The organism is Mesorhizobium sp. BHscii, from assembly GCF_053848065.1.
Window position 1 is genome coordinate 132,485 of sequence record NZ_JBSPKW010000011.1, and the last position, 21,035, is coordinate 153,519.

General features: G+C 63.0%; 19 protein-coding genes. 11 read left to right on the forward strand and 8 right to left on the reverse strand.

Annotated elements, in window-relative coordinates; all coding sequences use genetic code 11:
* Nucleotides 1–17 precede the first annotated feature (17 nt).
* Nucleotides 18–719, reverse strand: a complete 702-nt coding sequence (locus ACWTU7_RS17135) for a Tim44/TimA family putative adaptor protein (protein WP_065006492.1) — start codon at nt 717–719, stop codon at nt 18–20.
* Between the two features lie 199 nt (nt 720–918).
* Between ACWTU7_RS17135 and ACWTU7_RS17140 the strand changes: the two genes are divergently transcribed.
* Together ACWTU7_RS17140 and secB are read left to right on the forward strand one after the other, a co-directional pair.
* Nucleotides 919–1,419 carry an FxsA family protein gene (locus ACWTU7_RS17140; RefSeq protein WP_127208970.1) on the forward strand — a complete coding sequence of 167 codons (501 nt, stop codon included), beginning with the start codon at nt 919–921 and terminating at the stop codon, nt 1,417–1,419.
* Between the two features lie 250 nt (nt 1,420–1,669).
* A complete protein-coding gene (gene secB, locus ACWTU7_RS17145; RefSeq protein ID WP_029348040.1) occupies nt 1,670–2,170 on the forward strand; it encodes a protein-export chaperone SecB in 501 nt (166 codons plus the stop codon).
* Between the two features lie 199 nt (nt 2,171–2,369).
* Here secB and dnaQ read toward each other — a convergent pair whose 3' ends face one another.
* The 5 genes from dnaQ to ACWTU7_RS17170 all read right to left on the reverse strand — a co-directional run bounded on the left by dnaQ (nt 2,370) and on the right by ACWTU7_RS17170 (nt 6,221).
* Entirely contained in the window at nt 2,370–3,089 is a 720-nt protein-coding gene (gene dnaQ, locus ACWTU7_RS17150) for a DNA polymerase III subunit epsilon (protein ID WP_455839215.1), read from the reverse strand.
* An 85-nt stretch (nt 3,090–3,174) separates the two neighbouring features.
* Nucleotides 3,175–3,777, reverse strand: coding sequence for a dephospho-CoA kinase (gene coaE / locus ACWTU7_RS17155; protein ID WP_455839214.1), 603 nt, complete (start codon nt 3,775–3,777; stop codon nt 3,175–3,177).
* Between the two features lie 11 nt (nt 3,778–3,788).
* Entirely contained in the window at nt 3,789–4,637 is an 849-nt protein-coding gene (locus ACWTU7_RS17160) for a shikimate dehydrogenase (RefSeq protein ID WP_455839213.1), read from the reverse strand.
* Complete coding sequence (locus ACWTU7_RS17165) at nt 4,630–5,229, reverse strand: Maf-like protein (RefSeq protein ID WP_065006496.1); 600 nt, start codon at nt 5,227–5,229, stop codon at nt 4,630–4,632. The genes ACWTU7_RS17160 and ACWTU7_RS17165 overlap by 8 nt, the downstream gene beginning before the upstream one ends.
* A gap of 170 nt (nt 5,230–5,399) precedes the next feature.
* Nucleotides 5,400–6,221 carry a pyruvate, water dikinase regulatory protein gene (locus ACWTU7_RS17170; RefSeq protein ID WP_029348035.1) on the reverse strand — a complete coding sequence of 274 codons (822 nt, stop codon included), beginning with the start codon at nt 6,219–6,221 and terminating at the stop codon, nt 5,400–5,402.
* Nucleotides 6,222–6,623: 402 nt separating this feature from the next.
* Here ACWTU7_RS17170 and hemE point away from each other — a divergent pair, with 402 nt between their 5' ends.
* The 3 genes from hemE to rho all read left to right on the forward strand — a co-directional run bounded on the left by hemE (nt 6,624) and on the right by rho (nt 9,707).
* On the forward strand, nt 6,624–7,652 hold the full coding sequence (gene hemE, locus ACWTU7_RS17175; protein WP_455839212.1) for a uroporphyrinogen decarboxylase: 1,029 nt from the start codon (nt 6,624–6,626) through the stop codon (nt 7,650–7,652).
* Nucleotides 7,649–8,191: a protoporphyrinogen oxidase HemJ gene (gene hemJ, locus ACWTU7_RS17180; RefSeq protein ID WP_455839211.1), complete on the forward strand. Its 543-nt coding sequence runs from the start codon at nt 7,649–7,651 to the stop codon at nt 8,189–8,191. Before hemE ends, hemJ begins: the two co-directional genes overlap by 4 nt.
* Nucleotides 8,192–8,441: 250 nt before the next feature.
* Nucleotides 8,442–9,707, forward strand: coding sequence for a transcription termination factor Rho (gene rho, locus ACWTU7_RS17185; protein ID WP_027153631.1), 1,266 nt, complete (start codon nt 8,442–8,444; stop codon nt 9,705–9,707).
* Between the two features lie 25 nt (nt 9,708–9,732).
* On the opposite strand, the gene ACWTU7_RS17190 is transcribed toward rho, so the two are convergent.
* Entirely contained in the window at nt 9,733–11,751 is a 2,019-nt protein-coding gene (locus ACWTU7_RS17190) for a thioredoxin domain-containing protein (RefSeq protein WP_455839210.1), read from the reverse strand.
* 63 nt (nt 11,752–11,814) lie between these two features.
* Between ACWTU7_RS17190 and mnmE the strand changes: the two genes are divergently transcribed.
* From mnmE to ACWTU7_RS17215, 5 genes are all read left to right on the forward strand, one after another.
* A complete protein-coding gene (mnmE, locus tag ACWTU7_RS17195; protein ID WP_455839209.1) occupies nt 11,815–13,149 on the forward strand; it encodes a tRNA uridine-5-carboxymethylaminomethyl(34) synthesis GTPase MnmE in 1,335 nt (444 codons plus the stop codon).
* Between the two features lie 524 nt (nt 13,150–13,673).
* Nucleotides 13,674–15,548: a tRNA uridine-5-carboxymethylaminomethyl(34) synthesis enzyme MnmG gene (gene mnmG, locus ACWTU7_RS17200; protein ID WP_455839208.1), complete on the forward strand. Its 1,875-nt coding sequence runs from the start codon at nt 13,674–13,676 to the stop codon at nt 15,546–15,548.
* Entirely contained in the window at nt 15,545–16,180 is a 636-nt protein-coding gene (rsmG, locus tag ACWTU7_RS17205) for a 16S rRNA (guanine(527)-N(7))-methyltransferase RsmG (RefSeq protein ID WP_455839207.1), read from the forward strand. Before mnmG ends, rsmG begins: the two co-directional genes overlap by 4 nt.
* A 36-nt stretch (nt 16,181–16,216) precedes the next feature.
* On the forward strand, nt 16,217–17,017 hold the full coding sequence (locus ACWTU7_RS17210; protein ID WP_084646769.1) for a ParA family protein: 801 nt from the start codon (nt 16,217–16,219) through the stop codon (nt 17,015–17,017).
* Between the two features lie 35 nt (nt 17,018–17,052).
* Nucleotides 17,053–17,937, forward strand: a complete 885-nt coding sequence (locus ACWTU7_RS17215) for a ParB/RepB/Spo0J family partition protein (RefSeq protein ID WP_455839206.1) — start codon at nt 17,053–17,055, stop codon at nt 17,935–17,937.
* A gap of 292 nt (nt 17,938–18,229) precedes the next feature.
* On the opposite strand, the gene holA is transcribed toward ACWTU7_RS17215, so the two are convergent.
* Nucleotides 18,230–19,276 (reverse strand): DNA polymerase III subunit delta, encoded by a 1,047-nt coding sequence (gene holA, locus ACWTU7_RS17220; protein ID WP_455839205.1) that lies wholly within the window; start codon nt 19,274–19,276, stop codon nt 18,230–18,232.
* A gap of 525 nt (nt 19,277–19,801) precedes the next feature.
* Between holA and ACWTU7_RS17225 the strand changes: the two genes are divergently transcribed.
* Nucleotides 19,802–21,034 (forward strand): 3-methyl-2-oxobutanoate dehydrogenase (2-methylpropanoyl-transferring) subunit alpha, encoded by a 1,233-nt coding sequence (locus tag ACWTU7_RS17225; RefSeq protein ID WP_127314033.1) that lies wholly within the window; start codon nt 19,802–19,804, stop codon nt 21,032–21,034.
* Nucleotide 21,035: the final 1 nt, after the last annotated feature.

The window sequence follows — 21,035 nt, forward strand, 5'->3', positions numbered from 1 at the left end:
CTCGCCGTGGTCCGGGCTCAGTCTTCTTCTTCGGTGGCGACGAGCTTCCAGTTCGGGTCGCGCGAGCGCGTATCGCGGGCGAAGGTCCAGACATCCTTGACCTCGGCGACGGTTTCGGGATCGCCGTCGATGACGGCGCCGGCCTTGTCGCGCGTCGCCGAAATTAGCTCGCTGACGATGCGCAGCGTGATATGCGCCTCGCTGCCCTTCATCTCGGCGGAAACGATGTCGGCCTTGTCGATGCCGACGAAGGAGGACTGGATCTTTTCCGATTTCGCCTCGCGGTCGCCGATGGCCGCGACAAAGCCGTCATAGACCTCGCGCGACAACAGGTTCTTCAGCGTCTTGCGGTCGCCATCGGCATAGGCCATCACGATCATTTCATAGGCCATCTTGGCGCCATCGACGAAGGTCTTCGGGTCGAATGCCGGATCATTGTCCTTGATCGCGCGCAGTCCCTTGTTGAGATCGGTGTCAGGCTTGGCGAAGGCGTCGATCGCCGCATAGGCGTCGATTGCCGGCTCTCCCGGCGCTCGCTTGCGCGGCAGCGAGACCACATTCTCCGGCTTCTGGGTGTCGTCGCGCGTCCGGCCCGCCGTATAGGGATCGAAGGGCGGGCGCTCACTGCCGGTGCGGCGGCCGAGCACATTGCGCAGCTGGAAAAAAATCACAACCGCCGCAACCAGAAAGAAAATCGTGCCGAAGTCGAAGAATCCCATATCTTCCGCCAATCAATCCCTACTCCGGCCGGACCGCCCGGCCAGGCAATGGCTGCGGTCGCATAGCGTTCAACATCCAAAGCATATAGAACGCAAGGTGCAATCATTCAAATTAAAGGCAGGCATACCTATCTAAAAGAGCCAGTGCCAGCGGCGATTGCCCGCAGGCCGGCAAAACATGGAAACGATCGGTCAAGATTTGCGCATTTCGCTGCTTCCCCTGTTCATCCTCGCGCTTCCGCTGCTGGAGATCGCTGGTTTCGTCGTTGTCGGCCGCCAGGTCGGCGCCCTGGCGACGGTCGGCCTGGTGCTGGCTTCGAGTATCGCCGGCGCGCTGTTGTTGCGATACCAGGGTTTCGGCGTCATGACCCGGGTCCGGGCCGAGATGGACGCCGGCCGTGATCCAAGCCGCCAGCTCGCGCATGGCGCCATGATCGTGCTGGCCGCGATCCTGCTCATCATTCCCGGCTTCATTACTGACATTTTCGGCATTCTGCTGTTCCTGCCGCCGGTTCGCGACCTTGCCTGGCGCCTGTTGAAAGGCCGCATCGTGCTGGCGACCAATTTCAGCACCGGCGGGTTCAGGGCCCGGCAACGCGACAAGACCATCGACCTTGACGACAGCGACTATTCGCGCGGCGACGACTACAAGCGCGGCCCGGATCACAATTCTCCCTGGCGCCGCCTAAAGGACGAGTAGCTCGCCTTGAGGACGAGTAGGGTCGGCAAACGCCTCTGGGACGAGTAGGTCGGCAAACGCCTCTGGGACGAGTAGGTCGGCAAACGCCTCCGGGACGAGTAGGTCGGCAAACGCCTCTGGGACGAGTAGGTCGGCAAACGCCTCCGGGACGAGTAGGTCGGCAAACCTTGTCTTGTCATGCCGGCCATGGTAGCGAACGCCCGATTTCAATCCGGTCAGCAACGCTGCCCAGGCAAAAGGATAAAGGCTTATGGCCAGCAAAGACGACGCGCCGACCGGCGCGGCCAGTGGCAACGGCGACGCGACGCAGCCCTCACTCAATGTGCTTGCCCAATATGTGAAGGACCTTTCCTTCGAAAGCCCCGGCGCGCCGAACTCGCTGCGCGGCCGCGACAAGGCCCCTGGCATCGCCATCAACGTCAATGTCAACGCCAACCCGCTTTCGGACAAGCAGTTCGACGTCAATCTGACGCTGAACGCCAAGGCGTCCTTCGACAAGGAAGTGCTGTTCAACGTCGAGCTGGTCTATGGCGGCGTTTTCGCCATCAGCGGCTTCCCGCAGGAGCACATGCTGCCGCTGCTGTTCATCGAATGCCCGCGGCTGCTGTTTCCGTTCGCCAGGCAGATCATCGCCGAGGCGACGCGCAATGGCGGCTTCCCGCCCTTGATGCTCGATCCGATCGATTTCGCGCAGATGTTCCAGCAGAAGCTGGCTGAGGACCAGGCCGCCGGCAAGGTCAAGGTGAGCTGAGGCTGGTGTTGCGCAGCCTTTGAAGAACCCGGCCTCGCGCCGGGTTTTTTTGCTTTGAGACGAACTCCTCGATCCTGACAGGTCGGAAGCCGATCGTTCCAGCGGCCAATTTCAGTGGCGGGTCGCAGACCTTGGAGATTACCACGGAACGAAACAATCGACGTTCGCTGCCGATCGCCTTTCCTACCCGTCAAAATCGCTATGCCGCGGAACTTGCTTCCGCGGCGACGCGCAGCCAGAGCGCGTTTTCGCCTAATGTGCCGACCATGCTCGCGTGCGCGCTACGCTCTGCGGCGGTCAGGCGAGACGGCAGTGCAATCGGCCGCGCGCCGATGCTGATATCGATATCGTCGACGTTTCTCCTGCCGCCGGCCGGCGCCGTGGCGCTGTCGAGGATGAGCGCCGCCTGCTTGCCGCCGATGAGCTCGATATAGACTTCGGCCAGCAATTCCGAATCGAGCAAGGCGCCGTGCTTGGTGCGACGGGCATTGTCGATGCCGTAGCGCCGGCAGAGCGCGTCCAGCGAATTGGGTCCCATCGGATGCTTGCGGCGCGCCAGCGCCAGGGTGTCGACGACAAGTCCGGGGTCAACGAGCGGATGGCCAAGCCGGCCGAATTCGACATTGAGAAAAGCGATATCGAAAGTCGCATTGTGGGCGACCAGCTTGGCGCCGTCGATGAAGGCAAGAAAATCATCGGCGATGTCGCTGAAGGTCGGCTTTCCCATGAGATCGGCGGCGCTGATGCCATGAACGGCCTGCGCCTCCGCATGGATCGGTCGTCCTTGCGGATTGATGTAATGGTGGAAGGTGCGGCCGGTCGGGAACCGATTGACCAGCTCGATGCAGCCAAGCTCGATGACGCGGTCATCGCGGAAATCGAGACCGGTGGTTTCCGTGTCGAAGATGATCTCGCGCATCGAATCATTCCGTTGGGTCCGGCGTTATTCCAGCCGAATCATTATGGGAACAAATTGGCAACATATTCCGCCCGATGCAAGCGCGTTAAGCAGGCTTGCCGGCCTTATCCCCCACCAGTTCGGCGACGATCGCATTGACCGCCGCGCGCGCCGCATCGAAGCCCTGTCCAGTGTCGATGATGAAATCGGCGCGCTTGCGCTTTTCGGCGTCGGGAACCTGCCTGGCCAGGATCGACGCCAGCTTCTTTTCGCTCATGCCCGGCCGCGCCAGCACGCGGGCGCGCTGGATTTCGGCCGAGGCGGTGACGACCACGACCTTGTCGACGCGGTCGCGGCCACCGGATTCGAACAGCAGCGGGACGTCGAGAACGACAAGCGGCGCGCTGGCGGCACGGTTCCGGGCCAGGAAGGCGTCGGCGTCGGCGCGGACCAGCGGGTGGATGATCGCTTCCAGCCGTTTCAAGGCTGCGGCATCGCCGAGCACCCGCTCGGCCAGCTTCGTGCGATCGACCGACCCGGATTTTGTGGTTCCGGGAAAAGCCGCCTCCACCAGCGGAGCCGCCTTGCCGGCGTAGAGGCGATGCACAGCCTCGTCCGAATCGTGGACGGGCACGCCGGCTTCGGCAAACATCCTGGCCGTAGTCGACTTGCCCATGCCGATCGATCCGGTGAGGCCGAGCACGATCATGCCTTTCACTCCTAAGTCATTCCTTGGGCACCGAGATCGGCGACGATCATCTGCCGCAATTCGGCAGTGACCTCCGGCCTGATGCCGAACCAGCGCTCGAAGCCGGGCACCGCCTGGTGCAGCAGCATGCCGAGGCCGTCTACGGTCTTCAGGCCCCGCGCTTTGGCTGCGGCCAGCAACGGCGTTTCCAGCGGCACATAGACAATGTCGGTGACGATGGCATGGTCCGGCAGCCTGCGGGGATCGGCGGACAGGCCTCCATGGCCATGCATGCCGAGCGCTGACGTGTTGACCAGCAGGCCGGCATCGGCAAGCAGCTCGCCGGTCGCGTGCGTGCCATGGGCCGAGACGCCGGCGCCGAAGCGGTGGCGCAATTCCTCGGCTCGGGCGAGCGTTCGGTTGACGATGCGGATGTCACTGATGCCGCGTTCCATCAACGCATGGATGACCGCGCGGGCGGCGCCGCCGGCACCGAGCACCACGGCCGGGCTATTTGCGGCCCAGCCCGGCGCATGCTCGTCGAGATTGGCGGCAAAGCCATGGGCGTCGGTGTTGCCGCCGCACAGACTTCCGCCCTCGAACCACAGCGTGTTGACGGCACCGATCTGTTCGGCCGCATCGTCGCGGTGCGTCGCCAGCGCGAAGGCGGCCTCCTTGTGCGGGATGGTGACGTTGCCGCCACGGTAGCCAGTCGCCTCGAGCGTTCTCACGAATTCGGCAAAAGCCTCCGGCGCGACGTCGATGGCCCGGTAGCTGCCGTCGATACCGTATTTCGCCAGCCAATAGGAGTGGATCTTCGGCGACCGGGAATGCGCGACCGGGTGGCCGGTGACGAATGCCTTTTTCGCAGCCTCAGCCATCGATGGCGCCGAGGTCACGCAGCTTGGCCAGAGCGGGCAGAAGCGGCAGGCCGACGATGGTGAAGTAGTCGCCTTCTATTCTTTCGAACAGCTGGATGCCTTCGCCTTCGATCTGGTAGGCGCCGACGCTGGACAGCGCCTTGGCGCCGACCCGCGCCAGATGGCGGCCGATGAACGCCGGATCGAGCTTTCGCATGGTCAGGCTGGCAATGCCGACATGCCGCCACAGAACCGCACTGTTGCGGGCCAGCACCACGGCGCTGTTGAGCTGATGGGTCTTTCCCGACAGCGCCAAGAGATGGCGGCGCGCGCCTTCCATGTCGACCGGCTTGTGGAACAGTTCGTCGCCGAGCGACAGCGTCTGGTCGCAGCCAAGCACCAGGGCGCCGGGCTTTCGCTCGCTGACCTCGGTGGCCTTGGCCTCGGCAAGCACCAAGGCGACGTCTTCAGGCGAGATACCGCTGTCTTTTAGTGGCGCCTCAAGCGCGCGCTCGTCGACTTCCGCCGGAACCGCCTCGACCGGCACGCCGGCATGGACAAGCAGCGCTTTGCGGAACGGACTGCCCGAGGCAAGGATGATTTTTTCGGCCATTTTTACCGCCCGATTCCTGACGCTCACTACGGGTGTGTCGAGATTCAGGTCAGGCCGAGCCGAAAATGGTGGCTTCCGAGATCCGGAGCGGAGCGTACTTTTCGTACGTAAGCACCGGAAGCGCAGGAAGCCGCCGTTTGCAGGCCGGCATCACCTGAATATCACACGCCCTAGCGCGTCTTGCCGCGCAGGGCAACGATCGCCGCCGCCGTCTCCTCGATCGAGCGGCGGCTGACGTCGATCATCGGCCAGCCATGCCGGGTGCAGATCTGGCGGGCATAGGCGAGCTCTTCGGCGATCGCGGCGCGGTCGACATAGTCGGTCGGCTCGTAGGCGCTGGTGTTGCCGAGGATGCGGTTCTGGCGGACCTGAGAGATGCGCTCGGCGGTGGCGATCAGCCCGACGATCAGCGGTTTCGTGGCGTTGACCAAGCTTTCCGGTACCGGCACGCCGAGCACGATCGGGATGTTGGCGGTCTTGATGCCGCGATTGGCGAGATAGATGCTGGTCGGTGTTTTCGAGGTGCGCGAAATGCCAACGAGCACGATGTCGGCGTCGTCCATATTGGCGGGCAGCTGGCCGTCATCATGCTCCATGGTGAAATTGAGCGCGTCGATGCGGCGAAAATATTCGGCGTCGAGAACATGCTGGGCGCCGACGCGGCGGCCGGCCGGCGTGCCGAGATAGGACTGGAACACAGTCAGAACCGGTTCCAGCACGGAGACGCAAGGCAGGCCCATGGCGGCGCAGCGTTCGTCGATACCGCGGGCGAGCTTTTGGTCGACGACCGTATAGAGGATGATGCCCGGCTCCTCCTCGATGTCCTCGAACACTTTCGTCACCTGCTTTTCGGTGCGGATGAGCGGGTAGATATGCTCGATGGCGCGCGCATCCTTATATTGCGCGGAGGCCGCGCGGCCGGCCGCCAGCAGCGTTTCACCGGTGGCATCGGAGATCAGGTGAAGGTGAAAGAAGCTCTGGGGTTTGTTCACAGGGTTCGTTCCAAGCTGTGGGCCGATGTGGATAAGGTCGGTCGGAAAGATCGGCCGGTCGGAGGCGACTGTATCAGATGCCAGTTTGTCCACAATTCGATGCGCTGTCGGCTTCATCGGGCGGCTGGGGACAAGTTAGGGGACGGGCTTTTTTGACTCTGCCTCATCCACAGGCCCGTTTTCTTTGCGCGACCCATAAGGCATTGACTCAAACCCTAAATTTCCAACTGTCCCCAATCCCCTCCTGTCCGGCAGAAGAAGCACGCGACAATATGCTGGCTGGCATTTTCCGGGGCAAAGCGGGACAGGAGACAACCACCGATACCAACAGACTCTTAGAATCATAAGATTCCTAGAAATAGAATATTTAATTATAGAGAAGCCTGGAGAGGCGAGCGCTGAATGCCCGAAAACCGGATCATGCTGGACGTGTTGAAGGGCAAGGCTGCGTTTCCGCCGCCGCTCTGGATGATGCGCCAGGCCGGCCGCTATCTGCCGGAATATCGAGAGACACGCAGGCGGGCCGGATCGTTCCTCGATCTTTGCTACGATCCCGATCTTGCTGTGGAGGTAACGCTGCAGCCGATAGAACGCTTTGGCTTCGATGCATCGATCCTGTTTTCCGACATTCTGGTCGTGCCGCATGCGCTGGGCCGCGACGTGCGTTTCGAGGAGGGACGCGGGCCGCTGTTGACGCCGATCTCGGCGGCGGAGATTGCGGTTCTCGACGGCGAAACGTTTCACGTGAATCTCGAACCGGTCTACGAGACGGTTAGACGGCTGCGGACAAAACTGCCTGATGAGACGACGCTGATCGGCTTCTGCGGCGCGCCGTGGACGGTGGCGACCTATATGATCGCCGGCCACGGCACCTCAGACCAGGCGCCGGCGCGGCTGTTCGCCTATCGCGAGCCGGCGGCTTTCCTGCAGCTGCTGAACGTACTTGTCAATCACTCGGCCGCCTATCTCATCCACCAGATCGAAGCAGGCGCCGATGTGGTGCAGGTTTTTGACTCGTGGTCCGGCGTGCTCGACGAAGTGTCTTTCGAGGCCTTTTGTGTCGGGCCGATGGCGGAGATCGTCAGGCAGGTACGGGCCGTGTATCCCAACGTTCCGATCATCGGGTTTCCCAAGGGCGCCGGCGCCCACTACCGGAGCTATCGCCAGAAGACCGGCGTGACGGGGCTGGGGCTCGACTGGACCGTGCCGTTGACGACGGCAAAGGAACTGCAGCGCGACGGCGCCGTACAGGGCAATCTCGATCCGTTACGGCTGGTGGCCGGCGGCAAGGCTCTAGCCGACGGCGTCGACGCTATCCTGAAAGCACTGGGCGATGGACCGCTGATCTTCAATCTCGGGCACGGCATCACGCCGGAAACGCCGATCGCGCATGTGGAGGCGATGGTGAAACTGGTGCGGAGCGCATCATGACGATGATGGGGAATGGCACCGCGGAAGGTGGTGCTGGCGCAATGCGCCGCGCGGCGATTTCCATCGTTATCTTCCTCGTTCTGGCCGGGCTTTTGTTCCTGTTCGGGCCGGATGATTTCTATCCCTGGGCGAAGGCGATCCATGTCATTGCCGTCATCTCCTGGATGGCGGGCATGCTCTATCTGCCGCGGCTGCTGGTCTATCATGCCGATGCTGAAAAAGGCTCCGTCCAGTCGGAAACCTTCAAGGTGATGGAGCGCCGGCTGCTGCGCGGCATCATCAATCCGGCCATGATCATCACCTGGGTATTCGGGCTCTGGCTGGCCTGGAAAGGCTTTGGTTTTCAGGGCGGATGGCTGCATGCCAAGATCGCCGCGGTGCTCGGGCTCTCGGCCGTTCATGGCTATCTGGCCGGTGCGGTGCGCAAATTCGCCGAGGACCGCAATGAAAAACCGGCGAGGCACTGGCGGATCGTCAACGAGTTCCCCACATTACTGATGATCGTCATCGTCGTGCTGGTCATCGTGAAGCCGTTTTGACGCCACCGTATCGACCCGAAAATCGGGATCGATTTTCGGAAAGGACGATGCGGAACTCACAGCGTCTTTGCGCGTCGAGAGATAGCGCGGCGCTAACAAAAGGCGGCTTGCTCTTTTAGTCGACCGACGATAAAAGACGGGTCTTCCTTCCCGTCATGCGCCGCCCCATTCATTGCTTCGGCCGCGCCCGGCATTTGTCGCATCCCGCCGATATTTTCCCCATGCTTAGTCACTCAGAGTCCGTCTAATGATGCAAGAAATGAAACTCACCGAGTTCAAGAACAAGAAACCGCCAGAGCTGATCGCTTATGCCGAATCGCTCGAGGTCGAGAACGCCAGTGTTATGCGCAAGCAGGAGCTGATGTTCGCAATCCTGAAGCGGCTGGCGACCCAGGATATCGAGATCATCGGCGACGGTGTGGTCGAAGTGCTTCAGGACGGTTTTGGCTTCCTGCGCTCGGCCAATGCCAATTACCTGCCGGGCCCCGACGATATTTATATTTCGCCGTCGCAGATCCGCCGGTTCTCGCTAAAGACCGGCGATACCGTCGAAGGCCCGATCCGCAGCCCGAAGGAAGGCGAGCGCTATTTCGCGCTGCTCAAGGTCAACACGATCAATTTCGACGACCCGGAAAAGATCCGCCACAAGATCCATTTCGACAATCTGACGCCGCTTTATCCGACCTCGCGGCTGAAGATGGAAATGGACGTTCCGACCTCGAAGGACATCTCGGCGCGCGTCATCGACCTGGTGGCGCCGCTCGGCAAAGGCCAGCGTGCCCTGATCGTGGCGCAGCCGCGAACCGGCAAGACGGTGCTGTTGCAGAACATCGCCCATTCGATCACCACCAATCATCCGGAATGCTATTTGATCGTGCTGCTGATCGACGAGCGGCCGGAGGAAGTCACCGATATGCAGCGCTCGGTGAAGGGCGAGGTCGTCTCCTCGACCTTCGACGAGCCGGCGGTGCGCCACGTCCAGGTCGCCGAAATGGTGATCGAGAAGGCGAAGCGCCTGGTCGAGCACGGGCGCGACGTCGTCATCCTGCTGGATTCGATCACCCGCCTCGGCCGTGCCTACAACACCGTGGTGCCGTCATCCGGCAAGGTGCTGACCGGCGGCGTCGACGCCAATGCCTTGCAGCGGCCGAAGCGCTTCTTCGGCGCAGCCCGCAACATCGAGGAAGGCGGCTCGCTGACCATCATCGCCACCGCTCTGATCGACACCGGCAGCCGCATGGACGAGGTCATCTTCGAAGAGTTCAAGGGCACCGGCAATTCGGAAATCGTGCTCGACCGCAAGGTGGCGGACAAGCGCATCTACCCGGCCATGGACATCCTCAAGTCCGGCACCCGCAAGGAAGACCTTCTGGTCGCGCGCCAGGACCTGCAGAAGATCTTCGTGCTGCGCCGCATCCTGGCGCCGATGGGCACAACCGACGCCATCGAGTTCCTGATCGACAAGCTCAAGCAGACCAAGACGAATGCGGATTTCTTCGACTCGATGAACACGTAAGGGGTCAGGCGAGGCAGCCCCTCACCTATCCGCGCCGCAACTGCCGCTCGAGCTCCTCAGCGTCCGTTATCACCGGTAGGCAGACCTGCCCGGTGCACAGCCAGGCGCCGGGCTCGATCGTTGGCGGCAAAACGCCGCCTGGCAGAGTCGCCAGGTTTGTCGCCGAGCCGACCGACACGATAGTGTCGACCCGGCGGGGGTCCGGATTTCGATTCGCAACCGGAACAAGCCCGGGATTCTCTTGGTCGTCCACCAGCACCAGTTTTAACGGCTCGATCGCCAAGGCGCAGGCGTTGACGATACCTGCCTGGCCATAGGCCTGATGCGCCGCACGGCCGGCCGCGTGTTCGGCGACCTTCCAGGTCTTTTCCTGTAATTCAAGATCGCCGGAAAGCGAGGACAATCGGACCATGGCCTCGATGATCTGGCCGGTGGCTGACGGGATAGCCTCGTCGACATCGCCCCTGATACGGATCGGCACGTCGGCACTGTCCGACGCGGTGAGGTAGTAGCCGGTGTTGTTCTCATCGCTATGCCATTGATCGAGCTGCGCGATGAATTGGCCGGCCAGCTCGGTGTAACTCGATGTGCCGGTAGCTTCAAACAAGGAGATCGCGGCGTTGACCATGGCGGCGTAGTCGCTCGACAGCGCCGGGAAAAGCCTCTTTGCGCCAAGCATCGAATGCGGCAAGCGACTGTCTCGACCCGCGCTGGCAATGGCAGCGAAGGCCTGCTCAGCCGCCTCGATCCAGTCGATCCGTTTCAGGGAACGACCGGCTTCGGCGAGAGCCGCGATGACCAGGCCGTTCCAATCGGTCAGGATTTTTCCGTCACGCCCGGGTCTGACGCGCTGCTCCCGGGCTGCTAGCATTTTTTCTTTTAAGGGAATGAGCCCGTCGCGATCGGCCACGCTTTGCGTTTGCTGGGCTTCGGTCTGGTGGATGATCGGCTTGCCCTCCCAGCCATGCGGGGCGACAATTGTAAAGTGTGTGAAAAATAAAGCCGATTCGTCGCCAAGAGCGGTTTCTATCTCATCCTTGCTCCAGGTGTAGAACAGTCCCTCCTCGCCCTCGCTGTCCGCGTCGAGGCTGGCAGCGAATGCACTGCCGTCGACGCGCATCTCGCGCAAGAGCCAGTCAATCGTCTCTTCGATTCGAACCCGGAACAATTCGTTGCCGGTCGCGGCATAGGCCCAATTGCACAGGCGGATGAGCTGGGCGTTGTCGTAAAGCATTTTTTCGAAATGCGGCACCAGCCACTCGGCGTCGGTCGAGTAGCGGCTCAAACCGCCGCCGATATGATCGTAGATGCCGCCCGCCAACATCTTTTCGAGGCTGAGCAGGACGGCGTCGCGATGGGCTGTGTGGCGATCGCGCAGCCAGGACAGCCAGAGCGTCTGCATGAACGGCGCATTGGGGAATTTGGGCGCGCCGCGCAGGCCGCCCAAATCCCTGTCGATCATGCCTTCGATGCCGTTGGCGAGTGTCGCCAGCGTGTCGCGGTCGAGCACGGCCTTGGCATGCGAGCCGGCCAGCCGCGCCTCGACATGCGTGGTCAGCCCGTCAGCGCTTTGGTTAACGCTTTCTTTCTTCTCCCGCCACGCCTTGTCGACCGCCTCCAGCACCTGGACGAATCCCGGGCGGCCGTAGCGTGCCTCGCGCGGAAAATAGGTGCCGCCCCAGAAAGGCTTTCCGTCCGGCGTCAGGAACATGGTCAGCGGCCATCCGCCCTGTTCGCCCATCGAGGACAGCGCCGCCATATAGATCTGGTCGATGTCCGGCCGCTCCTCGCGATCCACCTTGATATTGACGAAGAGACGGTTCATGACTGCGGCAACGTCGTCATTCTCGAAGCTTTCGTGCGCCATGACATGGCACCAGTGGCAGGCGGCGTAACCGACCGAGAGCAGGATCGGCCGATCCAGCGCCCTTGCTTCGGCGAGCGACGCCGGCGACCATGCCCGCCAATGCACAGGGTTGCCGCTATGCTGCTGCAGATAGGGGCTGGCCTCTTCGGCAAGCAGATTTTGCGCGGGCAATGTCACGGTCGATAACTCGGCAATTGTCGATGAATAAGCGAAGCTAGGGCGGTTGTGCTGGGTCGGCAAATGATTTCAGGTGATTCCATTGTTGCCCTGTCGAGCGGTCGCCTGCCCGCCGGCGTTGCTGTGATCCGCATTTCCGGTTCACAAAGTCGATTCGTTATCGAAACAATTGCCGGTTCCATGGTTAAGAACCGTGTTGCGACCTATCGGAAGTTCAGGACGCCCGACGGATCGGTGCTCGACAGCGGCTTGGTCGTTCTCTTTGCCGGCCCCAACAGCTTCACTGGCGAAGATATCGCCGAATTCCATGTCCATGGCGGGCGCGCCGTTGTGGCAAAGATGCTGGAGACGATCGCCGGCTTTGACAGCGTCAGGCATGCCGAGCCGGGTGAATTCACCCGCCGCGCCTTTCTCAACGGCAAGGTCGATCTGGTCGAGACCGAGGCGCTGGCCGATCTCGTCAACGCCGAGACGGAGGCACAGCGGCGCTTTGCCGTTCAGAATGCCGAGGGTGTGCAGAGCGAGCTCTATTTGGGCTGGCGCCGTCGGCTCATCCATGCGCGGGCGATGATCGAAGCCGAGATCGATTTTGCCGATGAAGACGATGTGCCGGGTTCCGTTGCAGAGACGGTCTGGTCGGACGTGTGGGCGATGATCGACGAGATCGAACGTCATGTCCGGGGGTTCCGGGCCGCTGAAATCATCCGCGATGGGTTCGAGGTTGTCATCCTCGGCGCGCCGAATGCCGGCAAGTCGAGCCTGTTCAACGCACTGGCCCGGCGCGAGGCGGCGATCGTCACGGAAGAGCCCGGTACGACCCGCGATCTGCTCGAAGTGGTGCTGGACCTGGAGGGGATGCGCATAAGAGTGACGGATACTGCCGGTCTGCGGGAGAAGCCTGGCAGGATCGAGGCGATTGGCATCGAAAGGGCAAGGAGCAAGGCCGGAACCGCCGATCTGCTGCTCGTGCTGGAGGATATGGCGGAGCCGATTGCAGCGGGCGCACTGCCGGCCGGTGTTCCATCATTGAGGGTCGGGACGAAGGTCGATCTGTTGCAAGGCAAGCCGCGGGCGTCCTTGCTTGGGACACCTTATGATGCGGTTATCTCGACCAGGGACGGGACGGGGCTGGCGGAGTTGCTGGCGGAGATCGGCCATCGCGCCGCGGCGCAAATTGGCCAGGTAGGCGATATCCTGCCGTCGCGGCTGCGGCACGTCGAGCTTCTCAACGAGACGAAACGCTTCCTGCTTGCGGCAGTGACAGGCAATGAGCGCGGGCAGGAGCTGCGGGCCGAGGAACTGCGGCTTGCGGCGGATAGGCTCGGCCGGATTGTCGGCGCCGTCGACGTCGAGGACATGTTCGACGTCATCTTTGCGCAGTTCTGTATCGGCAAATGACTCACGTGAAACATTGCAGACCGGCCGGCTTCGGGTGATTCACGTGAAACGCTGAGCGTTGCGGCAGGAGGAGACCGGTCTCGGCCCCTTACGTCTGTGATCGGCGTAGGCCCTCCATGGCTTCATCATCCTCGGCGGAGCGAACGCGAGGCGGGAGCATAGGCCCTAGGAACATGCCGTAACGCCAGCTGAAGAATGCGGCGGCTTGGAATGTCGGTTGCATTCGCAACGCCGCTGCCGGGCAGTCCGTTCGGGTCCCGGTGCACGGCCGTCAGGTAACGGCATGGATCCCAGGATCTCCGCGACGTCGCTTCGCTCCTGCTCCGCCCTAGGATGACGAAGGGGGGATACCTTGGCCAATCTCCGAAGTTCGCGATACTCCGCGATGGACTGGTCGCCGCCCGCCAAGATCGCAGTGCCAGCGCATCAGTTGCATTGTTTCACGTGAAACGATTCGTCCGGCGTCCTTGACAGCGCAGGCTGTCGGCGACATGTGTCGGTCGACTTGAATTCGGGATTCTGAAATGACCGATCGCTATGATGTGGTTGTGGTGGGCGGCGGCCATGCTGGTTGCGAGGCGGCCAGCGCTGCGGCGCGCGCCGGCGCGAAAACGGCTTTGGTGACGCTGCGCTTCGAGACGATCGGCGTCATGTCCTGCAATCCGGCGATCGGTGGGCTCGGCAAGGGGCATCTGGTTCGCGAGATCGACGCCATGGACGGATTGATGGGGCGCGTCGCCGATGCGGCCGGCATCCAGTTCCGTTTGCTCAACCGCCGCAAGGGACCTGCCGTGCGCGGGCCGCGCACGCAAGCGGACCGGAAGCTGTACCGGCTCGCCATGCAGGCGGCGATTCGCGAGCAGGCCGGTCTCGACGTCGTCGAGGGCGAGGTCCTGGATTTCGAAATCGTCAATGGACGCATTGCGGCCGTGCTGCTGGCCGACGGCCGCCGGCTTACCTGTGGCGGCGTGGTGCTGACGACCGGAACGTTTCTGCGCGGGCTGATCCATATTGGCGAGAAGAAGATCGTTGCCGGCCGGATGAACGAACAAGCCAGCCTTGGTCTGTCGGCGACGATGAGCCGCGCGGGCTTCAAGCTCGGGCGGCTGAAGACCGGCACGCCGCCGCGGCTGGATGGTAGAACCATCGATTGGGCGTCACTGGAGAGCCAGGCGGCGGATGAGCATCCGGTGCCATTCTCGCTGATGACGGACCGCATCGAGAACCCGCAGATCCATTGCGGCATTACGCGCACGACCGCGGCGGCGCATGAGTTGATCCGCGCCAATCTGGGCCGTTCCGCCATGTATTCCGGCTCGATCGAAGGAGTGGGGCCGCGCTACTGCCCGTCCATCGAGGACAAGATCGTCAAGTTCGGCGACCGCGAAGGCCACCAGATTTTTCTGGAGCCGGAAGGGCTGGACGACGATACGGTCTATCCGAATGGCATTTCGACGTCGCTGCCCGAGGATGTGCAGCTTGCCATTTTGAAGACCATTCCAGGCCTTGAACGTGCAACCATGCTGCAGCCCGGCTATGCCATCGAGTATGATCATGTCGATCCGCGCGAGCTCAAGCCGACGCTGGAAACCAAGCGGGTTGGCGGTCTTTTCCTCGCCGGGCAGATCAACGGCACGACCGGCTACGAGGAGGCCGGGGCGCAGGGCCTGCTCGCCGGCCTCAACGCCGCGCGGCAGGCATCGGCAAGCGATCAGATCGTGCTCAGCCGCACCGAGGCCTATATCGGAGTGATGGTCGACGACCTGACCAGCCGCGGCATCGCCGAACCCTACCGGATGTTCACCTCGCGAGCCGAGTTCCGGCTGTCGCTGCGGGCCGACAACGCCGATGTGCGGCTGACGCCGCTGGCCACGGAGCTCGGGATCACCTCGCGGGAACGGATGCAACGGTTTAGCGATGCCGTGCAGGACCTTGAAAAGGCGCGCAAGGTTGCGCTTGGCACGACCATGACCCCCAACGAGGCGGCGCGTCATGGGCTCGAGATCAACAGGGACGGTGTGCGCCGCTCCGCTTATGAGTTGCTGGCCTACCCGGGCGTCGACGTCGCCTGGCTGGCCCGAATTGCTCCGGAGTTTGCGGAAATCAACGCCAAGACGGCCGAACGCCTCGAAACGGAGGCGAAATATTCGGTCTATCTCGACCGGCAGCAGGCCGATGTCACACAGATCAGACATGAGGAGAGCCGATTGATCCCCGCGTCGCTGGACTTTGCCTCTGTTCCGGGCCTGTCCAACGAGCTGAAGCAAAAAATGCTGGCGCGCCAGCCGCGCTCGATCGCCGATGCGCAGCGTATGGAAGGCATGACGCCGGCTGCACTGGCCATCATTGTAGCGCATGTCCGCAACGCCGAGGTTGCTGCGCGAAGGAATGTTGCGTGAGCGCTGCCTCATGGGCGAGCCTTCAAGAGGCTGCCGGTCCGGTTTCACGTGAAACATTCAAACGCCTGGTAGAGTTCGAGACGGTCTTTCAGAAATGGAACCGCCGGATAAACCTGGCGGCGCAGTCGACGTTGGACGATGTCTGGCGCCGCCACATCCTCGACAGCGCGCAGCTGGCGCGAATCAAACCAGACGCGAAGCGCTGGGTCGATCTCGGCTCGGGTGGCGGTTTCCCCGGCCTGGTGCTTGCCTTCCTGCTTGCCGAGCGCGACGGCGCCAGCATCGATCTGGTTGAAAGCAATCGGAAAAAAGCATCGTTCCTGCAAGCGGTCGTCGGCCAATTCAACCTGCCCGCCCGCATTATCGCGCGGCGTATTGACGACGCCTATGCGCTTGTTTCGACACCTCAAATCGTCACGGCCAGGGCGCTGGCGTCGCTTCCGGTCCTGCTCGAGCTGTCGGCGCCGTGGCTGACGGCGGGCGCGTGCGGCCTGTTCCACAAAGGCCGGGATTACCGCACTGAGGTGGCAGAAAGCGCTCAACGATGGTCATTCGATCTGGTAGAACATGCCAGCGCGACCGATGCTCATGGCGTTATCCTCGAACTGTCTGATTTGCGCCAACTGACTTAGATCGGCGACCTCGGAATGAATTTCTGGCATAGACCCATGATGAAGAATGGCCCCCGAATCATCACCGTAGCCAACCAGAAGGGCGGCGTCGGCAAGACGACGACGGCCATCAATCTGGCCACGGCGCTGGCGGCGATCGGCGAGCGGGTGCTGATCGTCGATCTCGATCCGCAAGGCAATGCCAGCACGGGCCTCGGCATTGACCGGCGCGACCGCACCGTTTCCTCCTATGACGTGCTGACCGGCGAGCTCGATCTGGAGGCGGCGGCGATCCCGACGGCGGTGCCGGGCCTGTCGATCGTGCCGTCGACGCTCGACCTGCTCGGCATCGAAATGGAGATCGCGTCGGCGCCGGACCGGGTGCTGCGGCTGCGCAACGCCTTACGCGCCTCGGCCGAGCGCTCGGCCAATTTTGGTTATGTGCTGATCGATTGCCCGCCGTCGCTCAATCTTCTGACGCTGAACTCGATGGCGGCAGCCGATTCCGTGCTGGTGCCGCTGCAATGCGAGTTCTTCGCGCTCGAAGGCTTGAGCCAGCTGCTGGAGACGGTCGAGCAGGTTCGCCGCTCTATCAATCCCGAGCTGACGATCCAGGGCATCGTGCTAACCATGTTCGACGGGCGCAACAACCTCGCCAACCAGGTGGTGCAGGACGTGCGGGCGCATATGGGCGACAAGGTCTATGAAACCGTGATCCCGCGCAATGTGCGTGTCTCCGAGGCGCCGTCCTACGGCAAGCCGGCGATCCTCTACGACCTCAAATGCTCCGGCAGCCAGGCCTATCTGCAGCTTGCCTCTGAGGTGATCCGCCGCGAGCGCAAACTGCGCGCCGCCTAGAAGCTGATTCGATAGCGAAACGATCTGGACAGACGATGAGTGAAGACCTTTCGAGAAAAAGACTGGGGCGGGGACTGGCCGCGCTGATCGGCGAAATCGATCGTCCGGCAGCAGTGGAAAAGCAGAGCATGAATGCCGACGGCAAGGTGCCGATCGAGTTCTTGAGCCCGAATCCTAAAAATCCGCGCCGGCATTTCGGCGACGCCGACCTGACCGATCTTGCCCAGTCGATCCGCGAACATGGCGTGGTGCAGCCGGTGGTGGCGCGGCCGTCGCCGACGCAAGCTGGCCGCTACGAGATCATCGCCGGCGAGCGGCGCTGGCGCGCGGCGCAGCGCGCCGGGCTGGTCGAGATCCCGATCATCGTGCGCGATGTCAACGATCGCACCGCGCTCGAACTGGCGATCATCGAAAACGTCCAGCGCACCGACCTCAACCCGGTCGAGGAGGCGATGGGCTACCAGCAGCTGATCGACGATCACGGCTACACCCAGGCCGATCTCGGCCAGGTGATCGGCAAGAGCCGCAGCCACGTCGCCAACACGCTCAGGCTGCTGAAGCTGCCGGACGTGATTCGCGATATGCTGGTCGATGGCGCGCTGTCGGCCGGCCACGCCCGCACATTGGTGACGGCGCAGGATCCGGCGGGCCTGGCCAAACGGATCGTCGAGGACGGGCTTTCGGTGCGCCAGGCCGAAGCGCTGGCGCAGATGCCGACCGGCGCTCCAACGGTAAAGCGACAGCCTGCAGCACCGGCACAGAAGGATGCCGATACGCTGGCGCTGGAAAAGCTGATGACCGGCACGATCGGCATGATCGTCACGATCGAGCACAAGGAACGCGGCGGCGTGATCAGCGTCGCTTACCGGACGCTGGAGCAACTCGACGAGCTTTGCCGGCGGTTGAAGCAGGAGCGGTAGGTGCTTGAGGTACTCATGTTTTTAGCCGGCAAATAATCTTCTGGCTTAGGATTAAGCACGGCCTAGGCGGACATCCTCGTCCTGGAAACACAACGAAGCCTGGCGATTGCCAGCCCTTCCATTTTCAGCGCTGGTGATTGGCGAAATCGCCGAGGCTGCTGATCTCCCCCTTGAGCGGGGCCGGCAGGGCGCCGGCCTTTCAGCAGCCAAGAAGATGTCGGCGTTCCAAGCGCTGCGACCCCCTCTGTCGCCTTCGGCGACGTCTCCCCTCGAATGACCCTCAAGGGGGAGATCAGCTACGCTGCGCCAGCCGGGCGCTTTCTACGGCAATGCCGAGCAGCGCCTGCCGTGCCAGCGCGACCGAGAGATCCGGCCGCCGGCGGGTCTGCAGGACCGCCGTCTGTAATCGGGTCAAAGCGCGGCCAAGCGCCTCGCTGCTCCAACGTTCGAGGGCCTTCTCCACCAGCTTGCGCCGCGAGAAAAAAACCGGCGGGCGCGCCGCTGCAACGACTGAAGTGGCGTTGCGGCCGCCGGTGTCCATCAGGCCGCGCATCGCCTGGATCGCCTGCAGCTGCCGCATCGCCGAGGAAAGCACCAGAAAAGCTTGGCCGCCGGACTGGCAGTGGCGGGTGAAGGCCATGTCGAAATCGCTGACCTTGCCTTCGAGCAAGGCATCGACGGCGTCGTCGAAGGACAGACCGGAGACGTCGCCCGACGTCGCCTTGACGTCGTCGAAGCCGATTTCGGTCTGGCCGTGGGCGTAGAGCACCAGCTTCTCGATCTCGCCGCGCGAGGCCAGCCGGTCGCCGCCGAGGTTGCGGTGCAGCGTCTGGCGGGCCTCCAGCGTCATCGACATGCCGGCCTTGCGCAATTCGTCGTCGATGACCGTGTCGATGTCCCGGGCCTCGTCGGCATAGCACGGCAGCGCCATGGCAATGTCCGCCGCCTCAACGATGGCGCGCAGCCCGACGCCCTTCTTCAGGTCGCCGGCCTCGATCAGTATGATCGCGTCCCGCGCGGGCTCGGCAGTCAGCGCCTTGACGTCGTCGGCCAGCGCCTTTTGGCCGGAGGCATTGCGCACCCAGAGCAGGCGCCGGTCCGAAAACATCGGCACGGTGCGAGCCTCGTCGAGCAGGCGGCCTTCGTCGCGATCGACTTCCGAACCGTCCAGCCTGACCACCGAGAACGGATCGTCGAGCGGCAGGCCGGTTTTGCCGGCAAAGGCCCGTGCCCGCTCGGCGACGAGCCCACGATCGGGACCATAGAGCAGGACGACCGAGATGCGCGGATCCGGCCGCGCCAACCACGAATCGACCTCATATCCTTTCTTCTGTGCCATGGGTGCTGGTTAGCACGATGTGGGCGCGGGGTGAACGGCGGTCGGCGGTATTGTATCGAGGCTCCGGACGGGGCGAAAAGAAGGCCGGCCCCTCAAGACTTGGGTTCCGCGCCCACCGCGAAGCGGGGGAGACGTGGCCGCGAAGCGGCCGGAGAGGGGGCTTTCGTAAGGCGCGGTTCCTCCTCTCCGTCTCGGCTTCGCCGAGCCACCTCTCTCCCCCACTCCCGTGGGGCGAGGAACCCAAGCCGGAATGATGCCGCGATCCTCCGGCAGGACGGAGGCGGCGCGACGGAACTCGAGGAGCGATCTTTCCAACAGGAGTTCCCGGCTTCTGCGCCAGGTTGGGTCAGACCATTCGACAAATTGCGCATGGCGGCGGAAGATCGACAAGAAATTTCGCTGACATATCTTCATCTTGACGTGTGCTCGCTGGCGCGGTTGTTGGTCCGAAGCCTTGCCCGGCGAATTGGCACTGGTCTGCCGGTGTGCAAGTATCGCGCCGGGCAACATTGGAGGACGAAGGTCATGGCCGATGCAGGACTATTGCGGTTCCATGTGCCGGAACCCGAGGTGCGGCCGGGCGGGACGCCGGATTTCTCTGATGTGACCATTCCTAAGGCCGGCTCGGTGCCGCGTCCCGAGATCGACGTCGATCCGCGCACCATCCGCGACATGGCCTTCTCGATCATCCGCGTGCTCAACCGCGCCGGCGAGGCGGTCGGACCCTGGGCTGGCCTGCTTTCCGACGACGAATTGCTGGAAGGACTGCGCCACATGATGACGCTGCGCAGCTTCGATGCGCGCATGCAGATGGCGCAGCGGCAGGGCAAGACCTCCTTCTACATGCAGCATCTGGGCGAGGAGGCGGTGAGCTGCGCCTTCCGCAAGGCGCTGGCGCCGGGCGACATGAATTTTCCGACCTATCGGCAGGCAGGCCTGCTCATCGCCGACGGCTATCCGATGGTCACGATGATGAACCAGATCTATTCCAACGAGGCCGACCCGCTGAAGGGGCGGCAACTGCCGATCATGTATTCGTCGAAGGAGCACGGCTTCTTCTCGATCTCCGGCAATCTGGCGACGCAATATATCCAGGCGGTCGGCTGGGCGATGGCTTCGGCGATCAGCAATGATTCGAAGATCGCCGCCGCCTGGATCGGCGACGGTTCGACGGCCGAGTCCGACTTCCATTCGGCGCTGGTGTTCGCCTCGACCTACAAGGCGCCGGTCGTGCTCAACGTCGTCAACAACCAGTGGGCGATCTCGACCTTCCAAGGCATCGCCCGGGGCGGCTCCGGCACTTTCGCCGCCCGCGGTCTCGGCTTCGGCATTCCGTCGCTGCGGGTCGATGGCAACGACTATCTCGCCGTCCATGCGGTGGCGAAATGGGCGGCCGAGCGCGCGCGGAAAAATCTCGGCCCGACGCTGGTCGAATATGTCACCTACCGTGTCGGCGCGCATTCGAGCTCCGACGATCCGTCGGCTTATCGGCCGAAGGCCGAGTCCGACGCGTGGCCGCTCGGCGATCCGATCGTCAGGCTGAAGAACCATCTCATCCAGCGCGGCGTCTGGTCGGACGAGCGCCACACCCAGGCCGAAGCAGAAATCCTCGAAACAGTGATCGCGGCGCAAAGGGAGGCCGAGCGCCATGGCACGCTGCATGCCGGCGGCAAGCCTTCGGCGCGCGACATGTTCGAGGGCGTCTATGCCGAGATGCCGCCGCATCTCAGGCGCCAGCGCCAGCAGGCCGGGGTCTGAT